Origin of the sequence: Arthrobacter sp. ov407, from assembly GCF_900102895.1 — a bacterium.
In the GTDB taxonomy this organism is placed as follows: domain Bacteria; phylum Actinomycetota; class Actinomycetes; order Actinomycetales; family Micrococcaceae; genus Arthrobacter.
Window position 1 is genome coordinate 176,595 of the sequence record NZ_FNGD01000001.1, and the last position, 25,396, is coordinate 201,990.

The 25,396-nt window shown below is 67.2% G+C and carries 20 protein-coding genes; 10 read left to right on the top strand and 10 right to left on the bottom strand.

Translation table 11 applies throughout. The features are described from left to right. The first annotated feature begins 26 nt into the window (after positions 1 to 26). Together BLS42_RS00805 and BLS42_RS00810 are read left to right on the top strand one after the other, a co-directional pair. Positions 27 to 1,490 carry an FAD-dependent oxidoreductase gene (locus BLS42_RS00805; protein ID WP_090574988.1) on the top strand — a complete coding sequence of 488 codons (1,464 nt, stop codon included), beginning with the start codon at positions 27 to 29 and terminating at the stop codon, positions 1,488 to 1,490. A gap of 154 nt (positions 1,491 to 1,644) precedes the next feature. Beyond that, positions 1,645 to 2,649 carry a DNA topoisomerase IB gene (locus BLS42_RS00810; RefSeq protein WP_090574991.1) on the top strand — a complete coding sequence of 335 codons (1,005 nt, stop codon included), beginning with the start codon at positions 1,645 to 1,647 and terminating at the stop codon, positions 2,647 to 2,649. 52 nt (positions 2,650 to 2,701) lie between these two features. On the opposite strand, the gene BLS42_RS00815 is transcribed toward BLS42_RS00810, so the two are convergent. Beyond that, positions 2,702 to 3,541 (bottom strand): DUF1206 domain-containing protein, encoded by an 840-nt coding sequence (locus tag BLS42_RS00815; protein ID WP_090574994.1) that lies wholly within the window; start codon positions 3,539 to 3,541, stop codon positions 2,702 to 2,704. A 231-nt stretch (positions 3,542 to 3,772) separates the two neighbouring features. Between BLS42_RS00815 and BLS42_RS00820 the strand changes: the two genes are divergently transcribed. Continuing rightward, on the top strand, positions 3,773 to 4,309 hold the full coding sequence (locus tag BLS42_RS00820) for a hypothetical protein (RefSeq protein WP_090574997.1): 537 nt from the start codon (positions 3,773 to 3,775) through the stop codon (positions 4,307 to 4,309). Positions 4,310 to 4,385: 76 nt separating this feature from the next. On the opposite strand, the gene BLS42_RS00825 is transcribed toward BLS42_RS00820, so the two are convergent. The 5 genes from BLS42_RS00825 to BLS42_RS00845 form a co-directional block, all read right to left on the bottom strand. Next, entirely contained in the window at positions 4,386 to 7,154 is a 2,769-nt protein-coding gene (locus BLS42_RS00825) for a cation-translocating P-type ATPase (protein ID WP_256336158.1), read from the bottom strand. A 28-nt stretch (positions 7,155 to 7,182) separates the two neighbouring features. Next, a complete protein-coding gene (gene ppk2, locus BLS42_RS00830) occupies positions 7,183 to 8,016 on the bottom strand; it encodes a polyphosphate kinase 2 (protein ID WP_090575000.1) in 834 nt (277 codons plus the stop codon). A gap of 391 nt (positions 8,017 to 8,407) precedes the next feature. Next, on the bottom strand, positions 8,408 to 9,088 hold the full coding sequence (locus BLS42_RS00835) for a FadR/GntR family transcriptional regulator (protein ID WP_090575003.1): 681 nt from the start codon (positions 9,086 to 9,088) through the stop codon (positions 8,408 to 8,410). After that, a complete protein-coding gene (locus BLS42_RS00840; RefSeq protein ID WP_256336159.1) occupies positions 9,085 to 10,398 on the bottom strand; it encodes an MFS transporter in 1,314 nt (437 codons plus the stop codon). Before BLS42_RS00840 ends, BLS42_RS00835 begins: the two co-directional genes overlap by 4 nt. Before the next feature lie 103 nt (positions 10,399 to 10,501). Further along, the gene (locus tag BLS42_RS00845; RefSeq protein ID WP_090575006.1) at positions 10,502 to 11,944 is read right to left on the bottom strand and encodes a PucR family transcriptional regulator; all 1,443 of its coding nucleotides are present in this window, start codon (positions 11,942 to 11,944) and stop codon (positions 10,502 to 10,504) included. Positions 11,945 to 12,090: 146 nt separating this feature from the next. Here BLS42_RS00845 and BLS42_RS00850 point away from each other — a divergent pair, with 146 nt between their 5' ends. The 3 genes from BLS42_RS00850 (at position 12,091) to BLS42_RS00860 (ending at position 16,108) form a co-directional block, all read left to right on the top strand. Next, entirely contained in the window at positions 12,091 to 13,521 is a 1,431-nt protein-coding gene (locus BLS42_RS00850; RefSeq protein WP_090576017.1) for a gamma-aminobutyraldehyde dehydrogenase, read from the top strand. A 68-nt stretch (positions 13,522 to 13,589) separates the two neighbouring features. Beyond that, positions 13,590 to 14,945: a 4-aminobutyrate--2-oxoglutarate transaminase gene (gene gabT / locus BLS42_RS00855; protein WP_090575009.1), complete on the top strand. Its 1,356-nt coding sequence runs from the start codon at positions 13,590 to 13,592 to the stop codon at positions 14,943 to 14,945. Positions 14,946 to 15,235: 290 nt separating this feature from the next. Continuing rightward, on the top strand, positions 15,236 to 16,108 hold the full coding sequence (locus BLS42_RS00860) for a universal stress protein (RefSeq protein ID WP_090575012.1): 873 nt from the start codon (positions 15,236 to 15,238) through the stop codon (positions 16,106 to 16,108). Here BLS42_RS00860 and BLS42_RS00865 read toward each other — a convergent pair. The 4 genes from BLS42_RS00865 to rarD all read right to left on the bottom strand — a co-directional run bounded on the left by BLS42_RS00865 (position 16,075) and on the right by rarD (position 20,118). Next, positions 16,075 to 17,034, bottom strand: coding sequence for a class I SAM-dependent methyltransferase (locus BLS42_RS00865; protein ID WP_143019125.1), 960 nt, complete (start codon positions 17,032 to 17,034; stop codon positions 16,075 to 16,077). The two genes, BLS42_RS00860 and BLS42_RS00865, sit on opposite strands and share 34 nt — an antisense overlap. After that, on the bottom strand, positions 17,031 to 18,563 hold the full coding sequence (locus BLS42_RS00870) for a putative bifunctional diguanylate cyclase/phosphodiesterase (RefSeq protein ID WP_090575017.1): 1,533 nt from the start codon (positions 18,561 to 18,563) through the stop codon (positions 17,031 to 17,033). The genes BLS42_RS00865 and BLS42_RS00870 overlap by 4 nt, the downstream gene beginning before the upstream one ends. Then, entirely contained in the window at positions 18,550 to 18,954 is a 405-nt protein-coding gene (locus BLS42_RS00875) for a DUF7793 family protein (protein ID WP_090575020.1), read from the bottom strand. The genes BLS42_RS00870 and BLS42_RS00875 overlap by 14 nt, the downstream gene beginning before the upstream one ends. A gap of 129 nt (positions 18,955 to 19,083) precedes the next feature. After that, positions 19,084 to 20,118, bottom strand: coding sequence for an EamA family transporter RarD (gene rarD / locus BLS42_RS00880; RefSeq protein ID WP_090575023.1), 1,035 nt, complete (start codon positions 20,116 to 20,118; stop codon positions 19,084 to 19,086). A 120-nt stretch (positions 20,119 to 20,238) separates the two neighbouring features. Between rarD and BLS42_RS00885 the strand changes: the two genes are divergently transcribed. From BLS42_RS00885 to BLS42_RS00900, 4 genes are all read left to right on the top strand, one after another. Then, on the top strand, positions 20,239 to 21,675 hold the full coding sequence (locus BLS42_RS00885) for an FAD-dependent oxidoreductase (protein ID WP_090575027.1): 1,437 nt from the start codon (positions 20,239 to 20,241) through the stop codon (positions 21,673 to 21,675). A gap of 112 nt (positions 21,676 to 21,787) precedes the next feature. After that, a complete protein-coding gene (locus tag BLS42_RS00890; protein ID WP_090575030.1) occupies positions 21,788 to 23,167 on the top strand; it encodes a GAF domain-containing protein in 1,380 nt (459 codons plus the stop codon). 145 nt (positions 23,168 to 23,312) lie between these two features. Beyond that, positions 23,313 to 24,836, top strand: a complete 1,524-nt coding sequence (locus tag BLS42_RS00895) for an acetaldehyde dehydrogenase ExaC (protein ID WP_090575032.1) — start codon at positions 23,313 to 23,315, stop codon at positions 24,834 to 24,836. An 81-nt stretch (positions 24,837 to 24,917) separates the two neighbouring features. After that, a complete protein-coding gene (locus BLS42_RS00900; RefSeq protein ID WP_090575035.1) occupies positions 24,918 to 25,325 on the top strand; it encodes a DUF779 domain-containing protein in 408 nt (135 codons plus the stop codon). Positions 25,326 to 25,396 lie beyond the last annotated feature (71 nt).

Below are 25,396 nucleotides of genomic sequence, written 5' to 3' on the forward strand. Positions count from 1 at the left end.
GATGCAGAAGAAAAAGGAACACAGCCGTGTCAACGAACACCCCTGTAGGAACCGCCGCCCGCCCGCTGCGCGTCGCCGTCGTCGGCTCCGGTCCCGCCGGCGTCTACGCCGCGGACATCCTGACCAAGAGCGAGGCCGTCAAGAGCGGCGAGCTCACCGTCAGCATCGACCTCTTCGACCGCTACCCGGCACCCTACGGCCTGATCCGCTACGGCGTGGCCCCCGACCACCCCCGCATCAAGGGCATCGTCAACGCCCTGCACAAGGTCCTGGACCGCGGCGACATCCGGTTCTTCGGCAACGTGGACTACGGCACGGACCTGTCCATCGATGACCTCCGCACCCATTACGACGCCGTGATCTTCGCCACCGGCGCCATCAAGGACGCGGACCTCAACATCCCCGGCATCGAGCTCGAAGGCTCCTACGGCGGCGCCGACTTCGTGTCCTGGTACGACGGCCACCCCGACGTGTCCCGCGAATGGCCGCTGGAGGCCAAGGAAATCGCCGTGATCGGCAACGGCAACGTGGCCCTGGATGTGGCCCGCATGCTCTCCAAGCACGCCGACGACCTCCTGGTCTCCGAAATCCCGGACAACGTGTACCGGGCCCTCAAGGATTCGCCCGTCACGGACGTGCACGTGTTCGGCCGGCGCGGCCCGGCCCAGGTCAAGTTCACGCCCCTGGAGCTGCGCGAACTCTCCCACTCCAAGGACGTGGACATCATCCTCTACGCCGAGGACTTCGAGTTCGACGCCGAGTCCGACCGGCAGATCCAGAGCAACAACCAGACCAAAACCATGGTGGGCACGCTCACCAACTGGATCGCCGAGCAGCCCGAGGACCTCTCCGAGCTCACGGCTTCCCGCCGCCTGCACCTGCACTTCCTGCACAGTCCGGTCGAGGTCTACGACGACGCCGAGGCCCCCGGCCGCGTCGCCGGAATCAAGTTCGAGCGCACGGAGCTGGACGGCACGGGGAACGCCCGCGGCACCGGCGAGTTCGTCGACTACCCGGTCCAGGCCGTCTACCGCGCCATCGGCTACTTCGGTTCCGCCCTCCCCGAGGTCGAGTTCGACCACAGCAAGGGTGTTGTCCCGAACGACGGCGGCCGCGTCCTGGATGCCGCCGGCACCCATGTTCCGGGGATCTACGCGACCGGCTGGATCAAGCGCGGGCCGGTGGGACTGATCGGCCACACCAAGGGTGACGCCCTCGAAACCGTGACCTACCTGCTCGAGGACCGCGAAAACCTGCCCCTGGCCGCCACACCCGCCCCGGAGGCGATCGTCGAACTCCTGGCCGGCCGCGGCGTCGAGTACACCAGCTGGGAAGGCTGGCTGGCCCTGGACGAGCACGAGCGCGCCCTGGGCGACAAAGCCAGCGCGGCCGGTGAGTCGCACGGTGTCGCCGTCCAGCGCGAGCGCATCAAGGTGGTGCCCCGCGAGGACATGGTGGAGATCTCCCGCGGCGCCGCCGTCGAGGTCTAGCCTCCACGCAGAACAACGCGGGGTCACTTCGCGCCCATCCCGGACGGGATTATGGGCGCGAAGTGACCCCGCGTTGTTTGTTGTGCGTGGAAACCCGGGCGGTAGTCAGTAGGCTTACCGTCATGGATGAGCACGATTCGCCCGGGGCCAGCCAATGAGGCTCCGTCACAGCAACGCGTCCGGCCGCGGGTACCGCCGTGTCCCCGCCGGGACCGGGTTCAGTTACAAGGACCTGGACGGGTCCACCCTGCCGCCCGGGCCTGTGCGGGAGCGGCTGGAGGGTATCGGGATCCCGCCGGCCTGGACGGACGTCTGGATTGCCCCGTACGACAACGGGCACATCCAGGCAACGGGAGTCGACGCGGTGGGCCGGCGGCAGTACATCTACCATCCGACCTGGCGTGAGCGGAAGGACCGGCTGAAGTTCGACCGTTCGCTCCAGCTGGCCGAGACCCTGCCGGCCGCGCGCCGCCTGGTGACCATGGACCTGCGCTCCGAAGGGCTGACCCGGGAACGGGTGCTGGCGGCCGCCTTTCGGATGCTCGACAGCGGGTCTTTGCGGGTCGGCTCGGAGCGTTACACCAACGAAAACGGCAGCCACGGCCTCGCCACCCTGCTCTGCGCGCACGTCAAGGTGCGCAAGGACGAACTCCGGCTCAGTTTCCCGGCCAAGAGCGGCAAGAATTGGGAGTCGCGGATCGACGACGCCGACCTCGCCGCCGTCGTGCGACAGCTCAAGCGGCGCGGCGGCAAGGCCCGGCTGCTGGCGTACAAGGAGGGCCGCAGCTGGCATCCGGTGTCGAGCGCGGACATCAATGAGTACGTCAAGGAGCGCACGGGGGAGGACTTCACCGCCAAGGACTTCCGCACCCTGCGGGGGACGGCGGCGGCAGCCGTCAGCCTGGCACAGAGCGGCCCGCAGGCGAAAGTCTCAGCCCGGAAGAGCGCGGTGAGCCGCGCCATGCAGGACGCGGCCGCGGTCCTGGGCAACACGCCGTCGATCGCCCGGAAGAGCTATGTGGATCCAAGGCTGCTGGACCACTTCGCGGCGGGGGAGACAATCGACCCGAAGCGGCGGGATTCCGCCGAGTCCGAGATTCGCGCCCTGCTGTACCAGGAAGGCGATGTGGTTCCGCTGCGAAAGGCCGCAGGCCAGTAGCGCCGCGCCGGCTTAGTTCTGCCCGGCGCCGGTTTAGTTCTGCCCGGCGCCGCTACATCCGGCCGAAGCGTGCCCGGACCAGGGCGAACGCGCCGTAGGCGATGAACCCCGCCCCGATCGCCAGGAGCAGGTACGGGCCGAAGGGGTGGTCGCGGAGTGCCTTGAGGCTGCCGTCCAGGCCGGTGGAAGAACTGGGGTTGTTGGTGGCCGCGGCGATGACGAAGAGCAGCCCGGTCAGGATCAGGGCCAGTCCTTTCGCGACGTGGCCGGTGACTCCGAGCACGCTGATCAGCTTGCCGCGGTGGGTCCCTTCGAAGTGGTGCAGTTCGTCCTTGAACTTCTTCCCGAAGCCCTTGACGATGAAGTACACGCCGATCCCAATGATGATCAGCCCGAGGCCTACCAGGGCCGGAACCCCGAACGGGGAATGGACCAGGGCAGTGCTGAAGTCCCGCGTTGAGTCGCCGGAATCGCCGCGCTGGCCGAGCGCGAAGCCCGCGAAGCTCAGCCCGACGCTCCCGTACGCGATGGCGAGGAAGCCGGAGGAAATGAGTTTGCCCAGCTGTTCCTTGCGCGGCAGGTGGCGGCCCCGGAGGGTTGCTTCGCTCAGCTGCCAGAGCGAGAGCCCCCCGCAGGCGATGCAGGCCGCCCACATCACGGCTGGACCCCAGGGGTTGGCGGCGAGTTGTTCGATGGCGCCGGTGGGTTCGGCCTGGCCGGGCGCGCCCAGGACCAGGGCGACGGCGATGGCCCCGATCACGATATGCAGCAGAGCCATTACGGCGAATCCCGAACGTGCGACGACGTCGAGCCAAGGGCTGTTCGACGCCGCCTCGGCGGTATCGGCAGCGTCGCCGATGGCGGCTTCGATCCCGGACTCTTCTTTTGCCATGTTGATGCGGCTATTCCTCATCCGGTCCGACGGAACGGTGTTGTGCCCAAGGGGGTTGTGCCCATGGCACCGATTCTACGCGGGGCGAAGCGGCAGCTGTTTGGACTATCGCGTTGTTGGTAAGTGTGCTTACTATAGCCGAGTCATGGCCCCGCTCATGGACATGCCGCGGACCGGCAGCTTCGCTGCCCCCGCGATTCGGATCAGAAGACAGACGATAGGAAGCTCAACATGGCAGGTAATCTTGTTGCCCGATCCATTCATGACCTGACGGCAGCCGCCTGGTTCGGCGGTTCGCTGATGGGTGCCATAGGGCTCAACGGTGCCACGGCCGAAGCCAAGGACCCGGCGGAACGTACCCGCCTGTCAAGCCTGGGCTGGAAGAAGTGGGCGCCGTACCAGACGGCGGCGTTCGGGGCGCATTTTCTTTCCGGACTCGCCGTCATCTGGGAGAACAAGGGACGGATGGCCAAGCAGGACGGCGTCACCCGCCTGAGCGTCTACAAGTCAATCGTCACCCTTGCCGGTGCCGCTGTGACCCTGTACGCCGGCCTGCAGGGAGCCAAGGTGGAGAAGCTGGCCGCCGAGGGCGCCAAGGGGGCCACCGAGCCCAAGCCGGCGGCCTCCGAAGAACTCCGTTCCGCGCAGCAGCAGTTGAAGATCCTGCAGTGGGCCATCCCCGTGTTCGCCGGCTGGGTGATTGTTCTCGGCGCCAAGCACGGCGAAATGCAGCGCCCCAAGAACGTCTTCAAGGGCCTCGTTCGCTAGCAGCCGCACGTCAGAACCACCACAGACCGCTGAGGGCCGGAACATCGCGTTCCGGCCCTCAGCGTTGCAGGCGAGGTCAGGCAGGAACGGGCGCAGCCTGGTGCCTGGCCAGTTCCTTCGGCCGCGTGGCCCGCAGGATCAGCTTGAACAGTTCGCCAAGGAGGAGCAGCACCACGGCCGGCACCAGGCAGGCCAGCCACTGCGCACCGTTCAGCTGGACGGTGCCGAACAGGTCCTGCATCACGCGCATCTGGGTGATCAGCATCGAACCGACCACTGCCCAAGCGAACGCCCAGAGCAGCTTTGGGTTGGAGAGGGTGGACGGCCCGAAGGCGCTCTCCGTGGGGAAGCGCAGGTTGAGGGCGACGGTGATGTTCATGAGCCCCAGGCCAACCAGGGCCATGCTCTGGCCCACCTCGAGTGACCCGTAGCTCGTCTTGCCAATCTGCACGAGGACCAGCGTCGCGGCCGCCATGAACAGCCCGACGACGAAAAGGCGCACCATCATCGACCGGACGATGATCGGCTGATTGAATGGCCGGGGCTTGCGGTCCATGATGCCCGGCGTCGCGAGGTCCAGGCCCATCACGGCCCCAATGGGGGCGACGATCGCCATGTGGATCCACAGCACCTGCGCCGGGCTGAGCAGCGCCGTGCCGGCGATCGCGAACGCCGACGAGCCGATGAAGGCCAGGATGAACATGAACAGGTTGGCGACCTGGATGCGGATGAACTTCTGCAGATTGTCATACACGAGCCGGCCCTGCTCGACCGCGGTCACGATAGTGGCGAAGTTGTCGTCGGCCAGGATCATCTTCGCCGCTCCCTTGGCGACATCGGTGCCCGTGATGCCCATCGCGATCCCGATATCGGCCGCGGCAATGGCCGGCGCGTCGTTCACGCCGTCACCGGTCATGGCGACCACGTTGCCCTTGCGCTTGAGCACCTCGACCAGCCTGACCTTGTGCTCGGGCGCCACCCGGGCGATCACGCCGATCCCGTCCACCTCGCTGTCGGCTTCCGCGTCGCTCATCGCCGCGAACTCGGCACCGGTCACCGCGCGGCCCCTGATGCCCAGTTCGTCGGCGATTGCCGCCGCCGTGACGGCGTGGTCGCCGGTGATCATCCGGACCCGGATGCCGGCGTGCTTGGCCTTGGCAATGGCGGCCACCGCCTCGGCCCGCGGCGGGTCGACCTCGCCGATCAGTGCCGAAATCTCCAAGTCCTGCATGAGCGCCATCAGATCGCCGGATGGCTGGAACGTCGCGGGGTCGAACTCGCGCTGGGCCAGGGCGAGCACCCGCCTGCCCTGGCCGGCGATGCGGTCGTTCTCGGCGAGCACTTTCGCGCGCATCTCCTCGGTGAGGGGCTCGGCGCGGCCGCCCGGCATCCGGCCGAACGATGATCTGCCCAGGAGGACGTCGGGCGCCCCCTTCACGTAGGCGCGGATCACGGGCCGGCCGTGGGCACCGGGCATCAGATGGAACGTGGCCATGAACTTGTAGTCGGAGTCGAAGGGCACCGACGCCACCCGCGGATTGTTCCTGCGGAACTCCCGGACGTCCACGCCGCCCTTCTGCGCGAGCACGAACAGTGCAGCCTCCGTGGGGTCTCCGACGACCTCGCCGTCCTGGATGTCGGAATCGTTGCACAATGCGCAGGAGAACATCACGTAGTCCAGGTCCCGCTCGGCGTCGCCATCGGTCCGCTGGACCTGGCCGTCGAAGCTGTAGCCCTCACCGCTCACGGTGTAATGATGCTGGACCGTGGTGACCTCGCGCACCGTCATCTGGTTCAGGGTCAGGGTGCCCGTCTTGTCCGAGTTAATCGCAGACGTGGAGCCTAGCGTCTCGACCGCGGGCAGGACCTTCATGATGGCATTCTTCTTCGCCATGTTGACCGAGCCAACGGACAGGATCGTGGTGACGACGGCGGGCAGCGCATCAGGGATCGAGCCGACTGCCAACGCCACACCGATCCCGAAGAGCACAGCGAAGGATTCGCCCTGGGCCAGGCCCATCACCACGATCGCGACGAAGGCGAAAAGTGCCGCGAGGATGATGAAAATGGTGAGCCGGTCCACCTGCTTGGTGAGCGGGGACTTCTCCACTTTCTGTCCGGACAACATGTGGGCGATGTGGCCGACCTCAGAGCCCATTCCCGTGGTGGTGACAAGGATTTCGCCGTGGCCCCGAGTCACGTTGGTGTTCATGAACGCCATGTTCACGCGGTCTCCGATGCCTACGTCGTGCCGCCTGATGGCCGCGGTGTCCTTCTCGACCGCGACGCTTTCCCCGGTCAGGGCGCCCTCCTCGATCTGCAGGGTCGCGGCCAGGATCACCCGCCCGTCGGCCGGGACCCGGTCGCCGGCGTCGACCACCACAATGTCCCCGGGCACGATCTGCTCGGCGGTGAGCTCCACGACGTCGCCGTCGCGGCGCACCTTGGCCATCGACTTCATCATCTGCCCCAAGGAAGCGGCGGCCGCCTCGGCCTTTCCCTCCTGGTGATAGCCCAACCAAGCGTTGAACAGCGTCAGCACGGCGAGGCCTACGGCGGTCCCGTACTCCTCGATCACCAGGCTGACCAAGGCCGCGACCACGAGCACAATCTGCATGTAGTCCTGGTAGTGCTTGAAAAACCGTTTCCACACCGGCTCCTGTTTCGCGGCTGCCAGGGCGTTGGGGCCGTGCTCCTGCAGCCTCTGCTCCGCCTCGGCCGTGCTCAACCCGATGGACGGATCCACGCCCAGCCGGCTCGCGGCCTCCGCCGGTGAGAACGCGTACCACGTAGCGTCCGCGTCGGTCTCAGCCAACTCTGCTGCTGCTCCGGGATTGTCGGTCATGACTTCCTCCTCGTTGCCGGGGCGCTGCTCAGAATGGGGTCGGGATGTGCCGGACGGCCGGCGCCGGCTCGCTGTAATCGCCAGCCTTCTGGCGCTTCGGGAGCTCGACGTCGAGTCCCGGGAACGGCTCGTAGGGCACCTGGCTGAGAATATGGCTGATGATGTTGAGCCGGCCACGCTTCTTGATGTCATTGTGCGCGATGTACCACGGTGCCCAGGCGGTGTCGGTCGCCTCGAACATGGCGTCCCTGGCCCGGGAGTAGTCGTACCACCGTTTGTAGGACTTGAGATCCATCGGAGACAGTTTCCAGGTCTTGCGGGGATCGTCCATGCGGCTCGTGAGCCGCCGGGTCTGCTCGTCCGCGCTGACCTCCAGCCAGTACTTGAGCAGGATGATGCCGGAGTCGACCATCGCCTTCTCAACCATCGGAGTCAGGTCGAGGAACTTCTGGGTCTGCTCCGGGGTGCAGAAGCCCATCACGCGCTCCACGCCCGCACGGTTGTACCAGCTGCGATCAAAGATGACTACCTCGCCCGCCGCCGGGAAGTGCGACATGTAGCGCTGGAGGTACATCTGCGACTTCTCCCGCTCTGTCGGGGTGGGGAGCGCCACGACGCGGAACACCCGGGGGCTCACCCGCTCGACGATGCGCTTGATCGTGCCGCCCTTGCCGGCCGTGTCGCGGCCCTCGAAGACGATGCAGACCTTGGCTCCGGTGGACTTCACCCACTCCTGCATGGCAACCAGCTCGCCTTGCAGGACAGCCATCTCCGCTTCGTACTTCTTGCGGCGCATCTTCTTGCCGGCGCGCTCGTCTTCTCCGTCGGCGCTCTTGCTCTTTTTCTTCTTCTTGCCCACCATCGACCTCCTCGCGGCGAACTCGCTGGAGCAAATCACAGCAGCGGCCCTACAAATTCGATGCGACCGGCACTTTAGTCCCCGGGGGTGGGGCGGAAGTGCAGACACCCCAGTCGCGGGCACCCTCGCGCGGCGTCCTACCCCTCTTAGTGTTGACCGAGGTCGGAGCGCGGTCTACGGCACTAAGACCCTATTGAAGTGCCCGCGGAACCCGGCTCAACAGTCCAGCCGGCCCCTGCTGCTGGGCGCAGGGGCCGGCCGTCTGGACTCGGCGTTGACGCCGATGATGACGGGACTCCGCGTGCCCGCGAGCCTGGCCGCGAGGCCGGTGCGCGGGTGGCGGCCGCCACCAAGACAGAGCATCTTCCGGTCACCTTGGGAAAACCCTAGGAGACTACTCCTGGAGCCATTCCGCGCAGGAGTTCAGGTTCCGGGTGACGCTCTCGACGGCGGCAGCCTCGTCGCGGGCGGCAATCGCGGCCACGAGTTCGTCGTGGCCCTCAAGGGGCAGGCCGTTGAAGCCTCCCCGCCGCTGCTGGCGGAGCAGGTCATTGTGGAAAACGCTGCCGAAACTGACATACAGCTCATGCAGCAGCGGGTTGGCGGATGCCTGTGCCACGCGCACATGGAAATCCCAGTCGGCGCGGGCCCACGCGGGATAGTCCTCGGCCAGCCAGGCGACACGGCGTGCGGTGAGCAAGCCGCGCAGGGCGGTGAGGTCGTTCGCCGTCGCGTGACGGGCAGCAAGCCGGGCCGCCTGGGTGTCCAGCCCGACCCGGACCTCAAGGATGTGTTCTTGGGAGTGGTCCTCATACATCCGCTGCGTGGCGCCTGCGATCTCGCTCGTGGCGCGGACGTACGTGCCGTCCCCGCGGCGGACCTCGAGCATTCCGCTGTGGGCGAGCGCTTTGATGGCCTCGCGCAGGGTGCCGCGGGAGACCCCAAACGCGGCCATCAACTCAGGTTCGGCCGGAATGCGCTGCTGCAGCGTCCACTCGCCCGAGTGGATCAGGGCCCGCAGCTTGGCAGTGATTTCCTCCGCCAACGGTGGCCGGTGCGAGGCAGTGAGTGTCATGGCCGGTTTCCTTCTGAGGTGTGCGAAGTTCCTTCTGAAGAGTGCGAGGCGGCGGCCCGCAGTTCTTTTGCCCGCAGTTCCTTGGCCCGCAGCTCCTTCGGTCCCGCCGACAGGAGGTGGCCTACCGCGATCTGGCCGAGGGCCACTGCCAGAAGGAGGGCCAAGGGCAGCGTCCAGGAGTTGGTGGCGCTGTGCAGCAGGCCCATGCCGAACGGCCCGAGGGTCGCCAGCAGATACCCGGCGGACTGGGCCACAGTGGACAGCGCGGTGGTCTCGGCCGTCGTGCGGCCGCTGCGGCTGATCATCACCATGACCAGCGGGAAGATGCCGAGGCCGAAGCCCAGCAGCACCGCGGTCAGTGGTGCACAGGCAGCCGGCAGGACCAGCATGGCCAGGACGCCGAGGGCCATGGTCACAGTTGCCAGGTAGAACGCCGTCCGCAGCATCCGGGGGCGTGAGCCGATGGCGACCAGCACCATGCCGGCGGGGACGGAGACCAGCTGCATGAGTCCGAACATGAGTCCGCTGTCGGAGGCGGTGAGGCCCATCGTCACCAGCATGTAGGGGAACCAGCTGAGCACGGCATAGGCCAGGAGCGCCTGCACCGTGAAGCCGAGGGTGATCAGCGCGCCGGTGCGGGTCCGCAGCAGGGGCCATGGGGACACCCGGGCTGCCTTGCCGGCGGATGCGTTGCGGTGGGCGTGCACCGCAATCGGGAGGAAGCCGAGGCAGGCGACCAGGGCCAGGAAGCCGATCGAGCCGACGCCCGCCGAGGGTGAGCCAAGGGCCTGGGCCACCGGAACGATCAGCACGGCGGTGACTGTGGCGCCTGTGGTCATGGTCAACGTGTAGACGGCGGTCATGAGGGACGTGCGGTCCGCGAAGTGCACCCTGATGAAGGAGGGCATGGCCACGTTGCAGATGGCCAGCCCGGACATCCCCGCCACGGTGCCGGCCAGCAGCATCCCGGTGGACGGGACGCCGCGGAGCAGCAGCCCCGCCGCCAGCATCACGAGGGAGAGCAGGATGGCTTTTTCCAGTCCCAGCTGCCGGGTCAGCCAGGACGTGGCAGCTCCGGCCACCGCGAAACACAGCGTGGGGATCGAGGGGATCAGGGCTGCGATCAGCGGGCCGTAGCCGAGGACAGCCTGCAGGTCGTGGAAGAGCGCGGCGGCGCCGGTGATCCCTGCGCGCAGGTTGAGCCCGATGAGCACGAGCGCCACGACGCCGGCCACGATTACGCCGCGCGGGCGGACCGCGCCGGGTGGAGCTGTCTGGGAAAGTGCGGAAACCGCCGTGCTGCTAGCCATAACTAAAGGTTAGACGTTTGATGTTTGGGACCCAGCTTTTAGTGGCGAATATCTCGGCACATGACGCGTGCCGGAAAGCGTGCCGGTGCGGGCGCCGCGGTGGTCAGCGCGGGTGCCGGGCGCCGAGCCGCTGCACTGCCAGCGCGAGCCAGAGCTGCACCCGGTCCGCTGTCTGAGCGGGGTCGTATCCGGTGAGTTCGGTGATCTGGGCCAACCGGTAGCGGACAGTGTTGCGGTGCAGGGTGAGTTCCTCGGCGACGGCCGCCACCGAGCCGTTGTTGCCGAGGTAGCTTTCCAGCGTGGCCATGAGTTCGGCGCCGTGTGCCGCGTCAAAGGCCCGCAGCGGGTTGAGCGATTCGTTGGCCATGTCCGCCAACGGAACGTCTTCACTGGCCAGCAGCAGCGAGGTCAGGCTCAGCCGCTCGGGCTCGTTGACCGGCAGGCCGTGGCTGGCCGCGTCGCGTGCCTCGAAGTAGCTCCAGCGCAGGCCGTTGGGCTTGGTGTAGGCCCCGCCAATGCCGATCGTCGCGTGGATCCCGGCCTCGGCCAGGTGGTCGCTGAGGCTGCGGGCGAGGGCGCTGGCGCCGCTGCCGTCGTCGTGCATCACCACCACAAGGTCCTTCCCGACGACGGCGCTTACCGCCGCCCCGAGCGGCTGGGGCAGGGACGAACTCCCCAGCTGTTTCTGGTGGGCGGCGGATTCGGCGAGCAGGACCACGTTCTTGCGGGTGCTGTTGATTCCGACCCCGGCGAGGCGCCGGGTGGCTTCGGACGCCTCCAGCGTCCCGTGGATGACGTCGTCGAGGACCTGGCCCGCCAACGCCCGCTGGGCCTGGCGCTGCTTGACCATGTTGTTGAGCTCAACACTGATCAGGTTTTGGGCGTAGCCCACGATGCCTGAGTCCTCGAACGGCTGCTTCACCCACAGGGTGCAGGCGTCGCGGCGACCCGTGGGGATGGGGTAGGACGCCCAGCCCTCGGCCTTGGGCGCGGGGTGGCCGGTCACGCTGTTGTACAGCTGGGCGGTGAACTGGGTCAGGACGATCTCGGTGCGCAGCATCGACCCCAGGTGTTTCAGGAGTTCGCCGAGGCCTCCGCCGGTCAGCAAGGCGCGGGCCAGGATCTGGTGCCCGGCGATGAGCCGCTCGAGCTTGACCAGATGGTCCGCGGACTGGGCGTCGGCAACGAGCTTTCCGATCGCGATGAAGGGCGTCTCGTAGGGCACTTCAACCACCGGCAGCCCCCACCGGTTGGCCTCGGCGATCAGGGCCGGCGGCACGGCGTCATGGGTCAGGCCGACCCCGAACCCGATTCCCACCGCCCCCGCCCGCTGGACCTGACGCACGAACCGGCGCTGCTCCGCGGCGCTCTTGAGCCGCATCCCCGTCGTCAGGATCAGTTCGCCGCCGTTGAGGAAGCGCTGCGGATCCTCCTGTTCGGTGACGGCCACCCAGAGAATGTCCTGGTGCCAGGTGGTTTCGGCGAGGCCGGCCTTGGTGAGATTCAGGGACGGAACTCCCAGCAGGGCGGCGAGTGAAATGGCCATGGATTCAGGATAGCCGGGTGCTGGTCAAGCGCACTAAAGCTTCCCGGGCATGGTGTGCAGGTGCCTATTCCCAGGTTTGCCCTGCTGGCATAGGCTCGTGACCAGTCACACATCCGTCATTGGCAGTAAGAAAGAGGTTGTACACCGTGGTTCAAACCTTGCAGAACTTCATCAACGGCGAGTTTGTCACCCCCGCCGGCACAGGGTTGCTGCCCATCGTGAACCCCAGCAACGGCGACGTGGTGGCGCAGGCACCGATCTCGGTGCAGGCCGACGTCGACGCCGCCATGACGGCCGCCAAGGACGCCTTCAAGACCTGGAAGCACACCACGCCCGGGCAGCGGCAGCTCATGCTGCTCAAGCTCGCGGATGCCGTCGAGGCCAACAGCGACGAGCTCGTGGAGGCCCAGCACCGCAACACCGGCCAGGTCCGCTCCCTGATCGCCTCCGAGGAAGTGGCCGCGGGCGCCGACCAGCTGCGCTTCTTCGCCGGCGCCGCCCGCATCATGGAAGGCAAGTCCGCCGGCGAGTACTTCGAAGGCCACACCTCCTACGTGCGCCGCGAGCCGATCGGCGTCGTGGCCCAGGTCGCCCCGTGGAACTACCCGTTCCTCATGGCCATCTGGAAGATCGGGCCCGCCCTGGCCGCCGGCAACACCGTGGTCCTCAAGCCCTCAGACACCACCCCGGAATCCACCCTGGTGCTGGCCCGGCTCGCCGGTGAGATCTTCCCGGCCGGCGTGCTGAACGTTGTCCTGGGCACCGGCGAAACCGGCGCCATGATGGTGGAGCACAAGGTCCCCGGCCTGGTCTCCATCACCGGTTCCGTCCGCGCCGGCATCGCCGTCGCCTCGGGCGCCGCCAAGGGACTCAAGCGCGCCCACCTGGAGCTCGGCGGCAAGGCACCGGCCATTGTGTTCGCCGACGCCGACATCAAGAAGAGCGCCGCGGCGATCGCCGAGTTCGCCTTCTTCAACGCTGGCCAGGACTGCACGGCGATCACCAGGGTCCTGGTCCAGGATTCGGTGCACGACGACGTTGTCGCCGCCATGGTGGAGCACACCAAGACCCTGCACACGGGCTCGCAGAACGACGAGGACAACTACTTCGGCCCACTGAACAACGTCAACCACTTCAACGCGGTCACGTCCGTTGTCGAACACCTGCCGGCGAACTGCAAGATCGAGACCGGCGGCCACCGCGCGGGCGAGAAGGGCTTCTTCTTCGAACCCACGATTGTCACCGGCGCCAAGCAGACCGATGACATCGTCCAGAAGGAAACGTTCGGCCCGGTTATCACGGTGCAGAAGTTCAGCACCGAGGACGAGGCAGTGGAATTGGCCAACGACGTCGAGTACGCCCTGGCCTCCAGCGTCTGGACGACGAACCACGGCACCGCGATGCGCCTGAGCCGGGACCTCGACTTCGGCGCCGTCTGGATCAACACCCACATTCTCCTCACCGCCGAAATGCCGCACGGAGGCTTCAAGCAGTCCGGCTACGGCAAGGACCTGTCCATGTACGGCGTCGAGGACTACACCCGCATCAAGCACGTCATGAGCGCGCTCGACGCATAACGCGGCTGCCTAACTCAACCTGACGCATAACTGGCGCGCCTCAACCGCACGCTTAGAAAGGCTTTCCCATGACCACCACAGCGCATGACATCACCTACCGGCTCGAGCAGAAACGCCGCGTCCAGGCCGACTTCCCGGGCCCCAAGTCCGTTGCCCTGACCGAGCGCCGCAAGGCGGTCGTCGCCGCCGGCGTCGCGTCCAGCGTCCCGGTGTTCGTGGCCGACGCCGACGGCGGCATCATCCACGACGTCGACGGCAACTCCTTCATCGACCTCGGCTCCGGCATCGCGGTGACGAGCGTCGGCGCCTCGGACCCCGCCGTCGTCGGCGCCGTGAAGGAGGCCGTGGAGCACTTCACCCACACCTGCTTCATGGTCACCCCGTACGAGGGCTATGTCGCCGTGGCCGAGCAGCTGAACCGCCTGACCCCGGGCGACCACGAAAAGCGCACGGTGCTGTTCAACTCCGGCGCCGAGGCTGTCGAAAACGCCGTGAAGGTGGCCCGCCTGGCCACCGGCCGGGACGCCGTCGTCGCGTTCGACCACGCCTACCACGGCCGCACCAACCTGACCATGGCGCTGACCGCCAAGGCCATGCCGTACAAGACCAACTTCGGCCCGTTCGCGCCCGAGGTCTACCGCATGCCGATGAGCTACCCGTTCCGCGAGGAAAACCCGGAGATCACCGGTGCCGAGGCCGCCAAGCGCGCCATCACCATGATCGAGAAGCAGATCGGCGGCGAGCAGGTGGCCGCGATCATCATCGAACCGATCCAGGGCGAAGGCGGCTTCATTGTCCCCGCCGACGGGTTCCTGCCCGCGCTGGCGGACTGGGCCAAGGACAAGGGCATCGTCTTCATCGCCGACGAGGTCCAGTCCGGCTTCTGCCGCACCGGCGAATGGTTCGCCGTCAACCACGAAGGTGTTGTCCCGGACATCATCACCATGGCCAAGGGCATCGCCGGCGGCATGCCGCTCTCTGCCATCACCGGCCGCGCCGACCTCCTCGACGCCGTCCACCCGGGCGGCCTCGGCGGCACGTACGGCGGCAACCCGGTGGCGTGTGCGGCCGCGCTGGCCTCGATCGGCTCGATGGAGCAGTACGACCTCAACGGCCGCGCCAAGCACATCGAGGAGATCGCCCTCGGCAAGCTGCGCGAACTCGCAGCTGAGCAGCCCGTGATCGGTGACGTTCGCGGCCGCGGCGCCATGTTGGCCATTGAACTCGTCCAGGCCGGTTCCAAGGAGCCGAACCCGGAGCTGACCAAGGCCGTCGCCGCAGCCTGCCTCAAGGAGGGCGTCATCATCCTCACCTGCGGCACCTACGGCAACGTCATCCGGCTGCTGCCGCCGCTGGTGATCAGCGATGAGCTGCTGCTGGACGGCCTCGGGGTCCTGGCCGCGGCCATCAAGGCCAACGTCTAGCCCACACCCCCATGAGCTGCCGGGAAGGCAGTCCCTTCCCGGCGAGCGGTCTTGCCCGAACAACTGGGGACACAACGACAGGAGCCGCGGACACATCGTCCGCGGCTCCTGTCGTTGCTTCCTGCGCAGGCACCGGAAGATTGTGCTGCTCAGTGCCATTAGTCACCCCCTTTCGGGGCCTGCTGGACTAGAGTCGTTCCTATCCACTGCAGGAACGCAGCCCGGCCGACGTCGCCCGGAATCCCCGGGGCGCAGCTGGCGTCTGCCACAGACCCATAAGGGGTTCATACATGCGATATGTAGTCGGCTATACACCCACCGAACGCGGCGCGGACGCCGTTGCCTTGGCGTCGGCCATGGCCCGCGCGCAGGGAGCGCATCTCGACCTGGTCTATGTGGTGGACCGGCACACGCCCTATGTGGCGATGAACCCGGAAGGAAACCGGGTAAGCGCCGCGGAGCAGCAGGTCCTCTCCGCGGAACGTCAGGGAATGGAGCTGGTCCCTGAGGGACTGGAGGCGCACTTCCACGTCCGCCAGGCGGACTCGTTCGCAGCCGGCCTGATCGATGCCGCACTTGAGTACAGGGCGGGCCTGATTGTGGTGGGTGCGGCAAGCCATGGCCTGTTTAAGCGCCACACCGTGGGCAACGTGGCCAACGCCCTGCTGCACGCCGCCCCGGTTCCGGTGGCACTGGCGCCGCACGGCTACCGCCGGACCGAAGCCGTCACGCGTCTGACCCTGGCCGTGGGCCAGCGCGTCGGAGCGGAGGCGGCGATCGACGTCGCGATCGAATCAGCCGAGCGCCGCGGAGTGCCGCTTCGGCTGGTCTCCCTCGTGGAACTGGATGTCGAAGGGAACGGCGGGGAAAACGTCAACGCTGCCCACATCCACGCCAACACCGTCCTGGCCGCCGCCGCGCAGCGTTTGCCGGAGGGCCACCACGTCACTGTGGAGGTCGCCCACGGGCGCACGATCGAGGAAGCAATCGACGACCTGGAATGGGACGACGGCGAGGTCATGATCGTGGGGTCATCCCGTCTGGCGGAGAAGTACAAGCTGTTCATCGGGAGCACGGCCTTCAAGGTGCTGCGGGCGCTCCCCGTTCCGATGGTCGTGGTCCCGCGCGACTACCAGCGAGTGGATACCTTCCCGGCGGTCTGATTTCCGGAGGTCTGGGGCCGCGGGGCCAGGACCGCCCAGTATGCGGGAATGCTGCCGGGCGGTCCGCCGGCCTCCATCGGCGCTGTCTTCAGGACGGTGGAACCCTCCGCGATGAGGGTCCAGCGGTCCGCGGGGAACACGCGCGAGCGTTGCCCGGGGCCGAAATGGCCCGGTTTCGGCAGGGCGGAAATGGCCTGGCGGAGCGGTCCCGGGATCTGCCCGCCCGTTGCACCCAGCTCCCGCAGGTAGCTGAGCGCGCCGCCCGGGACGTTCGTCTCGACCAAGTAGATCCGTCCCCTGGTGCCAAGGAGGGCTTCGACGGAGCCTGCGAGGCGGGCCTGCCGTCGCCGGCTAAGGACATGGAAGACGCCGCGGACAAAGACATTGGCGTCGCCGAGTTCGCGTGCCAGCCCGGCTGCTGCGGCCGGCTGCGTGGCATCCAGGCTCCGGAAACTGAGGCCCGGGACGGGCGGTTGCGCGCAATGCGCGGCTGCCACGGCCTCGGGTGAGACGTCGACGCCCAGGACCGAGGGGAAGACTTCGGTCAGCCGCCGTGTGATGGCGCCGGTCCCGCAGCCGAGGTCGACCACGGGAAGGCTGGTGTCCATCGCGCCGGCCATTGCCTGCAGGTGGTGCCGGATCTCTTCGTTCCCGGCGCAGGGGACGGCATCCCAGATGATCGGTTCGCTCAGGGAGCCTTGGGACACTCCGCGCCAGAAGGCATCCCAGCGCCGATCCGGGCGGCTGGGACGGTGCAGGGACAGCGCCGCGACCCTTGCTGCCAGCCGGAGCGTGTCCGCCGCCCGCCGTATGTCCGCCCTGCGTGTGCCCGTTTTACGCGTGCCCGTTTTACGCGTGCCCGTTTTGCGCGTGCCCGTTTTGCGCGTGCCCGTTTTGCGCGTGCCCGCCGGGACGGGTCCGCTCACGCGATGGCACCGTCTCTGTGCGCGAGCAGATCCGTCATGTCCGGCACCGGCAGTGGACGGCTGAAGAAGTACCCCTGACCGAATTCGCAGTTCAGCTGCCGCAGCCTGTCCGCTTGCTCCCGGTCCTCGATGCCCTCGGCGACGGCGCCCAGTCCGGCCGAATGGATCAGTTGCAGGATGGCCGCGACGAATGACTCCTGTTGCCGGTCTGTGGTTAGTCCGTCGAGCAGGGACTTGTCGATCTTTGCCTGTGCGGCAGGGAGGGTGCGCAGGTAGCTGATGGACGAATAGCCCGTACCGAAGTCGTCGATCTCGATCCGGACGCCGAGATCATTCAGCGACTTCATGGTGGCTGCCACTTCCGGGCCGCCGCGCATGATCGCGGTTTCGGTGATCTCGATTGAGACATGGCAGGGATCGACGCCGTGCCGGGCCAGCAGGCTTTCGACGTAGGGCGCCAGATCGACATGGTGCAGGTCCGCAGGGGAGAGATTGATGTGTGTGCTGAAGTCCGCCGGGAGCCCCGGATCGGACTTCCAGCGGCCGGTTTGCGCGATGGCGTTCCGGAGTACCCAGTGGCCGATTTCCACGGTGAGCCCGGCCTCGTCGGCGGCGTCGAGGAAGGTATCCGGCGCCAGCAGGCCCAAGGCGGGGTGGCGCCAGCGGATCAGGGCCTCGGCGCCGGCGATGGCTCCGGTGCGCAGGTCCATGATGGGCTGGTATTCCAGCTCGAGCTGGTCGGTCGCCAGCGCCGTCCTCAGCTCCGCCACTTGGTGGACCCGCTGCTTGGCGGCCTCGTGCATGGCCGCGGAAAACACCAGGAGGGAGTCCCGGCCGCGTTTCTTGGCCTCGTGCATGGCGATGTCGGCGTCGCGGATGAGTTCCTCGCTGCGCAGGCCAGGTTCCCCCAGCCGGATACCGGTACCGGCGGTGAGGGCCACCGCGACACCGCCGGCGACGATCCTGTCCTTCAGCGATTCGCCGAGCCGGGCCGCGATCTGCAGCACGGACTCCGTGTCCTGGTCGGCGACGAGCACGGCGAACTCATCGCCGCTGAGGCGTGCGATCAGGTGGCTGGCCCCGGCCGCCGCGCGAAGCCGCAGGGCCGCCTCGCGCAGCACGGCGTCGCCCGCGGCATGGCCGAGGCTGTCGTTGATGAGCCGGAAGGAATCGAGGTCCAGCAGGATGAGGGCCGGCTGGTGTCCCGTTCCGGCCCCGGCAACGGCTGCGGCCACCTTTTCCTGCAGCAGCGAGCGGCTGGCCAGGCCGGTCAGCTCATCGGTGTTGATGACGCGCCGGAGTTCGGCTTTGGCCGCCTCCAGGAGCGCGGTCCGCTCGGCGACCCGGACTTCCAGGTCCTCGTACATGCTCTGGAGCTCTTCGGCCAACAGGTTGATGCCGGTTGTGACGGCGTCAATGCCGTCCCGTGCCGGTGAGACCGGCAGACGGTTCGACAGATCGCCCGAGGACAATACGACGATGCCGTCCACGAGTTCCTCGAGGCGGCGGTCGTCCTCACGCCCCGTCATGGCCCTGCACGGTCAGCCAGCGGACCGCTTCATCGCTGTTGGTGAAAAAGCGTGTCGGAACCGGCGCCGAATTGACGCCCAGGAAGAAGTTGGCGAGTACCCGGTCCACGGCGGATGAGCCGAGGAGGGCGATTGCCGAGGCGTCGCAGCGCTTGGCGAACACGGCCCGGGCGGCCCGGCTGACGGACTCCGTGGTGGCCATGTCGATCAGCAGCGGCGTGGACCGGCCGCCGCACAATTCATTGACACGGTCCATGGCCAGTTGGGCGTTGGGGGCATCAATGACGACGCCCCGGGCCCACTCGAGGCGCAAGATGCCGCTACTGTCGAAGTCCAGGGACGAGATGTCGCGCCCGCCCGGAGTTTCACGATCCTCTTCTGGCACCGGCAATCCTCAATTTCGCCCCAACGTGTGCATTCATGATGACACTAATGCACGGCGGCCGTGGTGCGCAGGTAGTAAGCCGCCGGGGCAGTAACGCAGGGCAGTAACGCAGGGCAGTAATGCGGGGCAGTGGCGCTAGGCGGCGGCCCGGGCCAATTTCCGGGTTACGGAGTTCTTCCGGGCAGTGTGCAGCATGTCCACGGTCAGCAGCAGCAGCGCCAGCCAGACGACGCCGAAACCGATCCAGCGGTCCAGCGTCATGGCTTCCTTGAACACGGCGAGCGCCACGATGAACTGCAGGACGGGTGCGAAGTACTGCAGCAGGCCGATCGTGGTCATCGGCAGCCGGCGGGCAGAGGCGCCGAAGAACAGCAGCGGTACGGCGGTGATGACGCCAGACGCCACCAGTAGCCAAAAATGCCCCGCACCGTTTGAGGCCAGACTTCCCGCCCCGCTGACCGCAAGGACGATCATCGTGGCCGCCGCTATTGGCGCCAGTACGATCGTCTCCACGGTGAGGCTCGTGATCGCGTCCGCCCGCGGGCCTACGCGCTTTTTGACGAATCCGTACAGGCCGAAGCTCAGCGCCAGGGTCAGCGCGATCCAGGGGAGCTTGCCGTAGGAGGCCGTCAGCACCCCGACGGCAACGAATCCGATGCCGACGGCGGCCCACTGCAACGGCCGCAGCTTCTCCTTCAGGACAAAGACCCCCAGCAATACGGAGACCAGCGGGTTGATGAAGTAGCCCAGCGAGGCCTCGACGGCCTGGCCGGTGGTCACGCCGTAGGTATACGTCAGCCAGTTCACCGCGATCAGTCCGGCCGCGATCGACAGGGGCCCGATCACCGTGCGGTTGCGGAACGCGGCTCCGAGCACCCGCCACGAGCGGGTGATCGTAATCAGCAGGACGCAGAAAAGCAGCGACCAGACCACCCGGTTGGCCACGATTTCGACGGCGCCGGCCGGTGCCAGCACGAAGAAGTACAGCGGGAGCAGCCCCCAGAGCCCGTAGGCGCCGATGCCAAACAGGATCCCCGCCGTCGTGTCCTTGTCTACCGGTGCCGGTCCAGCCGGCCGGGCCGGCGCCGGTCCGCCTGCAGCGGCTGAGGCGCTGGGCGCTGCCAGGGGGGCGGGGGACAAGGATCCTTCGGGCTTAGACACAAAACCCATAACACCGCCTGCGCGGCGCCTATTCCTGCCAATCGGAGCACGAGCCAGCCGCGACATTTAGAATAGGGGCCTGTGCGCTGTATCTACTGGCGCTGTCCCTAAGACTTAGAAGGGCTCCCGGTGTCCAACTCGGCCGAATCCACATCCCCTCGTCCCCTCCGTGTCGCGATTGTTGGCGCCGGTCCAGCCGGCGTCTACGCCGCGGACATCCTGACGAAGTCCAATGAGGTCAAAGACGGCGACGTCCAGGTCAGCATCGATCTCTTCGAGGCATATCCGGCACCGTACGGCCTCATCCGCTACGGGGTTGCCCCTGATCATCCGCGGATCAAGGGGATCGTCAACGCGCTGCACAAGGTCCTGGACCGCGGCGACATCCGGTTCCTCGGCAACGTCACCTATGGCCGGGACCTGACGCTGCATGACTTCCGTGCCTTCTACGACGCCGTCATCTTCTCCACCGGAGCCATCAAGGACGCGGACCTGGACATTCCCGGGATCGGCCTGGAGGGTTCCTTCGGCGGGGCAGACTTCGTCTCCTGGTACGACGGCCACCCGGATGTGCCGCGGGAGTGGCCTCTGGAGGCCAAGGAGATTGCGGTGATCGGCAACGGCAACGTGGCCCTCGATGTGGCCCGCATGCTGGTCAAGCACGCCGATGAGCTCCTGGTCACCGAAATCCCGGACAACGTCTACCGGGCTCTTAAGGATTCGCCGGTCACCGACGTCCACGTTTTTGGCCGCCGCGGCCCGGCCCAGGTGAAGTTCACACCGTTGGAGCTGCGCGAACTCAGCCACGCCAAGGATGTGGACATCGTCCTGTATCCGGAGGACTTCGAGTTTGACGAGGCCTCGGACGAGGCTATTCGCAGCAACAACCAGATCCGGACCATGGTCAACACACTGACGAACTGGCTCGTCGAGGAGCATGCCGAGGCCGAGGAACCGTCCTCGCGCCGGCTGCACCTGCACTTCCTGCACAGCCCCGTCGAAATCCATGACGACGCCGCGAACCCCGGCAAAGTCGCCGGCATCAAGTTCGAACGCATGCAGCTGGACGGCACCGGGAACGTCAAAGGCACCGGGGAGTTCCTCGACTACCCGGTCCAGGCCGTCTACCGTGCGATCGGCTACCACGGTTCGCCGCTGGATGAGCTGGAATACGATGCCCGCCGCGGCGTCGTCCCGAACGAAGGCGGCCGCGTGCTCGACGCCGAGGGAAACGCCGTGCCCGGAATCTACGCCACGGGCTGGATCAAGCGCGGGCCCGTCGGGCTGATCGGCCACACCAAGGGCGACGCGCTGGAGACCATCGGCTTCCTGCTGGAGGACCGGCTGACCCTGCCGCCGGCGCAGAACCCGGATCCGCAGGCCATCATCGACCTGCTTCAGGAGCGCGGCATCGAGTACACCACGTGGGAAGGGTGGATCAAGCTCGATGCCCACGAGCTCGCCCTCGGCGCCGAATGGTCAGAGGCGCAGTCCGCCATCGGGATCGAGCGGGAGCGCATCAAGGTAGTGCCCCGTGAGGACATGATCGAGATTTCGCGCGGGTAGCCGCGGGTAGCAGGGGACGGTCCCGGCTCTGGCGGGTGCTTGGCAGGCCCACTAGACTGGGCCGGACGTGGCGGCCTTCGGTACGCCGTAGAGCCCGTCCGGTGGGAGTTCAATGAGGAATCTGGTCCATCCGGCAGCACTGTTACCGCCAGCAGGCGGGGTCACCACAGCGCTGCGACAAAAGCATGCCAGCGCCGGGCACGAGGAACTGGACTCGCAGGGACTCGTTTCCCCCGAGAACCTGCAACTGCCTGGGCTCAGCAGCCTGATCCAGGAGTCGTGGCGGCGTTCCGCGCAGCTTCACGCCAACCCGGACAACCCCGAGGCGCCGCTGGCCATGGACCGTGAGGAACTCGAAGACTACCGCCGCCAGCACCCGATGGCCGCCATCATGCCCGTGATCCATAAGCTCTTGGTCCTGCCGAGCCATGACAGCGGAATGCTGGTAGCCGTGGGGGACGAGGTCGGCCGGCTGCTCTGGGTGGAAGGCGACGCCGCCCTGCAGCGCCGGGCCGAGGGCATGATGTTCGTCCCCGGCGCCGACTGGTCCGAGGCGACAGTCGGCACCAGCGCCCCCGGCACCGCGCTGGCCCTCGGCCGGGGAATCCAGATTTCCGGTGCCGAACACTACAAACGCTCGGTGCATCCGTGGAGCTGCACGGCTGTGCCGTTCCACGACCCTGATTCCGGCGCCCTGCTGGGGGTCGTGGACATCACCGGCACGGAGTCGGCCGTGGCCCCGCATACGCTGTCGCTCGTGGAGGCGACGGTCGCCGCGGCCCAGGCGCATCTGCGGGTGGAACGGCTGCAGCTCGCCGCAGCCGGGCAGTCCGCGCCGTCGCGGCGGCGGACTTCGGCGCCGAAAACGGCCGGGGTGCCGGCGACCAACAGCCTCTACCGCAACAGCCTCCAGTTGCTCGGCCGCGATCAGGCCCTGCTCAGCATTGACGGCCGCACCGTGGCCCTGTCCGCCCGGCACAGCGAGATCCTGGCCCTGCTCAGCACCCACCCCGCAGGGCTGAATGCCGGGGAACTCTGCGCACTCCTCTACCCCGGGGAGGCATCCACCATGACACTGCGCGCGGAGATGGTGCGGCTGCGCAAGGTGCTTCAGCAACTCCATCCCGGTGCCGTCCCGGAATCACGCCCGTACCGCCTGCCGCTGGACCTGGTTGCCGACGCCGGACAGGTGCTCGACTGCCTGCAGCGCGGCGCCCACCGGATAGCGCTGGAAATCTACCGCGGCGCCGTGCTGCCCCGCTCCGAGGCGCCCGGCATCGTGAAGCTGCGGGCCAGGGTCTCCGCGCTGATGCGCGAGGCCCTGCTGACGGACGGGAGCGCCGAATCGCTCCTGAAGTACGCAGCGCTGCCCGAGGCCAAGGACGACGTCGACGTCCGCATCGCCGCGCTGAAGCTGCTGGCACCGCGCTCACCCAAGCGCGCCGCCGTCGTCGCCGATCTGGAACGGTTGGACCGGGAACTGAGCGCCTGACCCGCCGCGGCAGGACGGGCGGGCCGGCTAGTGACCGGGCTCACTTCGGTTGCAACCTGACTGCAACCTTTGCGCGCCTACGCTGGTGGCAACGGGGGCCGGAAGCGCCTTGCTGCCCCCATCTTGCACAGCAAAGGAGCTAGCAATGACTGTTTACGCCCAGCCCGGTACCGAGGGCTCGAAGGTCACCTTCAAAGACCGCTATGAAAACTGGATCGGCGGCGAATGGGTTGCCCCAGTCAAGGGCCAGTACTTCGAGAACATCACCCCGGTGACCGGCAAGGCTTTCTGCGAGGTGGCCCGCGGCACCGCCGAGGACATCGAGCTGGCGCTGGACGCCGCCCACAAGGTCGCACCGTCCTGGGGGAAGACCTCCGTGGCCGAGCGCGCCGCGATCCTGAACAAGATCGCCGATCGGATCGACGAGAACACCGAGATGCTCGCCGTCGCCGAATCGTGGGACAACGGCAAGCCGATCCGCGAGACCCTCAACGCCGACATTCCGCTGGCCGCGGACCACTTCCGCTACTTTGCTTCCGCCGTCCGCGCCCAGGAGGGCCGGCTTTCCCAGCTCGACGACGACACCACCGCCTACCACTACCACGAGCCCCTCGGCGTCGTCGGCCAGATCATTCCCTGGAACTTCCCGATCCTCATGGCCGTCTGGAAGCTTGCCCCGGCCCTCGCCGCCGGCAACGCCGTCGTGCTGAAGCCGGCCGAGCAAACCCCGTCCTCGATCCTGGTGCTGATGGAACTCATCAGCGACATCCTGCCGGCCGGCGTGGTCAACGTGGTCAACGGCTTCGGCGTCGAGGCCGGCAAGCCGCTGGCCTCCAGCCCACGGATCCGCAAGATCGCCTTTACCGGCGAAACCACCACGGGCCGCCTGATCAGCCAGTACGCCAGCCAGAACCTCATCCCGGTCACCCTGGAGCTCGGCGGCAAGAGCCCCAACATCTTCTTCAACGACGTCGCCGACACCAACGACGCGTTCTACGACAAGGCCCAGGAGGGCTTCACGCTCTTCGCCTTCAACCAGGGCGAAGTCTGCACTTGCCCGTCCCGCGCCCTGGTCCAGGACGGCATCTACGACTCCTTCATGGCCGACGCGATCGCCCGCACGCAGAAAATCATCCAGGGCAACCCGCTGGACACCGAGACGCAGCTCGGCGCCCAGGCCTCCAACGACCAGCTGGAGAAGATTCTCTCCTACATCGACATCGGCAAGCAGGAGGGCGCCAAGCTGCTCACCGGCGGCGCCCGCGCCGAACTGTCCGGCGACCTCGCCGGCGGCTACTACGTGCAGCCCACCATTTTCGAGGGCCACAACAAGATGCGGATCTTCCAGGAGGAGATCTTCGGCCCGGTGGTGTCCGTGACTCGCTTCAGTGATTACAGCGACGCCATGGGGATCGCCAACGACACCCTCTACGGCCTCGGCGCCGGCGTCTGGTCCCGCAACGGCAACGTTGCCTACCGTGCCGGCCGCGAGATTCAGGCCGGGCGCGTGTGGGTCAACAACTACCACGCCTACCCGGCCGGTGCCGCGTTCGGCGGGTACAAGTCCTCCGGCATCGGTCGCGAGAACCACTCCATGATGCTGGATCACTACCAGCAGACCAAGAACCTCCTGGTCAGCTACAACGAAAACAAGCTCGGCTTCTTCTAAGCCGCATTGACCCGGGCGGGGCGGATCGGCAGCGATCCGCCCCGCCCGCACCACTTTCCGGACCAGCCAGGGAGACCCCCGATGACCCAAACCAGGCTCAACGCCGCCGTGACCCGCCCCGGCGAGGACTTCTCCCGGGTGGCGCTCACTCCCGAGGCCGTGGAGCTGCTGCGAAAGCTGTGGCTCCAGCACGGGCCGCTGATGTTCCACCAGTCCGGGGGCTGCTGCGACGGTTCCTCACCGATGTGCTATCCGGCAGGGGAATTCATCACGGGGGACTCGGACGTCCTGCTGGGCCTATTCGACGTCTCTGACGGGTTGCAGCCCCAGCCGCTCGAATTCTGGATGTCCCGGGAGCAGTTCAACTACTGGAGCCACACGCACCTGACTGTCGACGTCGTTCCGGGCCGGGGGAGCGGGTTCTCGGTCGAAGCGCCTGAAGGCAAGCGGTTCCTGATCCGCTCGACGCTGATGGACTGGCCCGTCTGAGACCCGTCTCACTATGTGGGACAAATCGGGCCGTCCAGTGGATGGACACTACGATGGATAGGTCTGTTTCC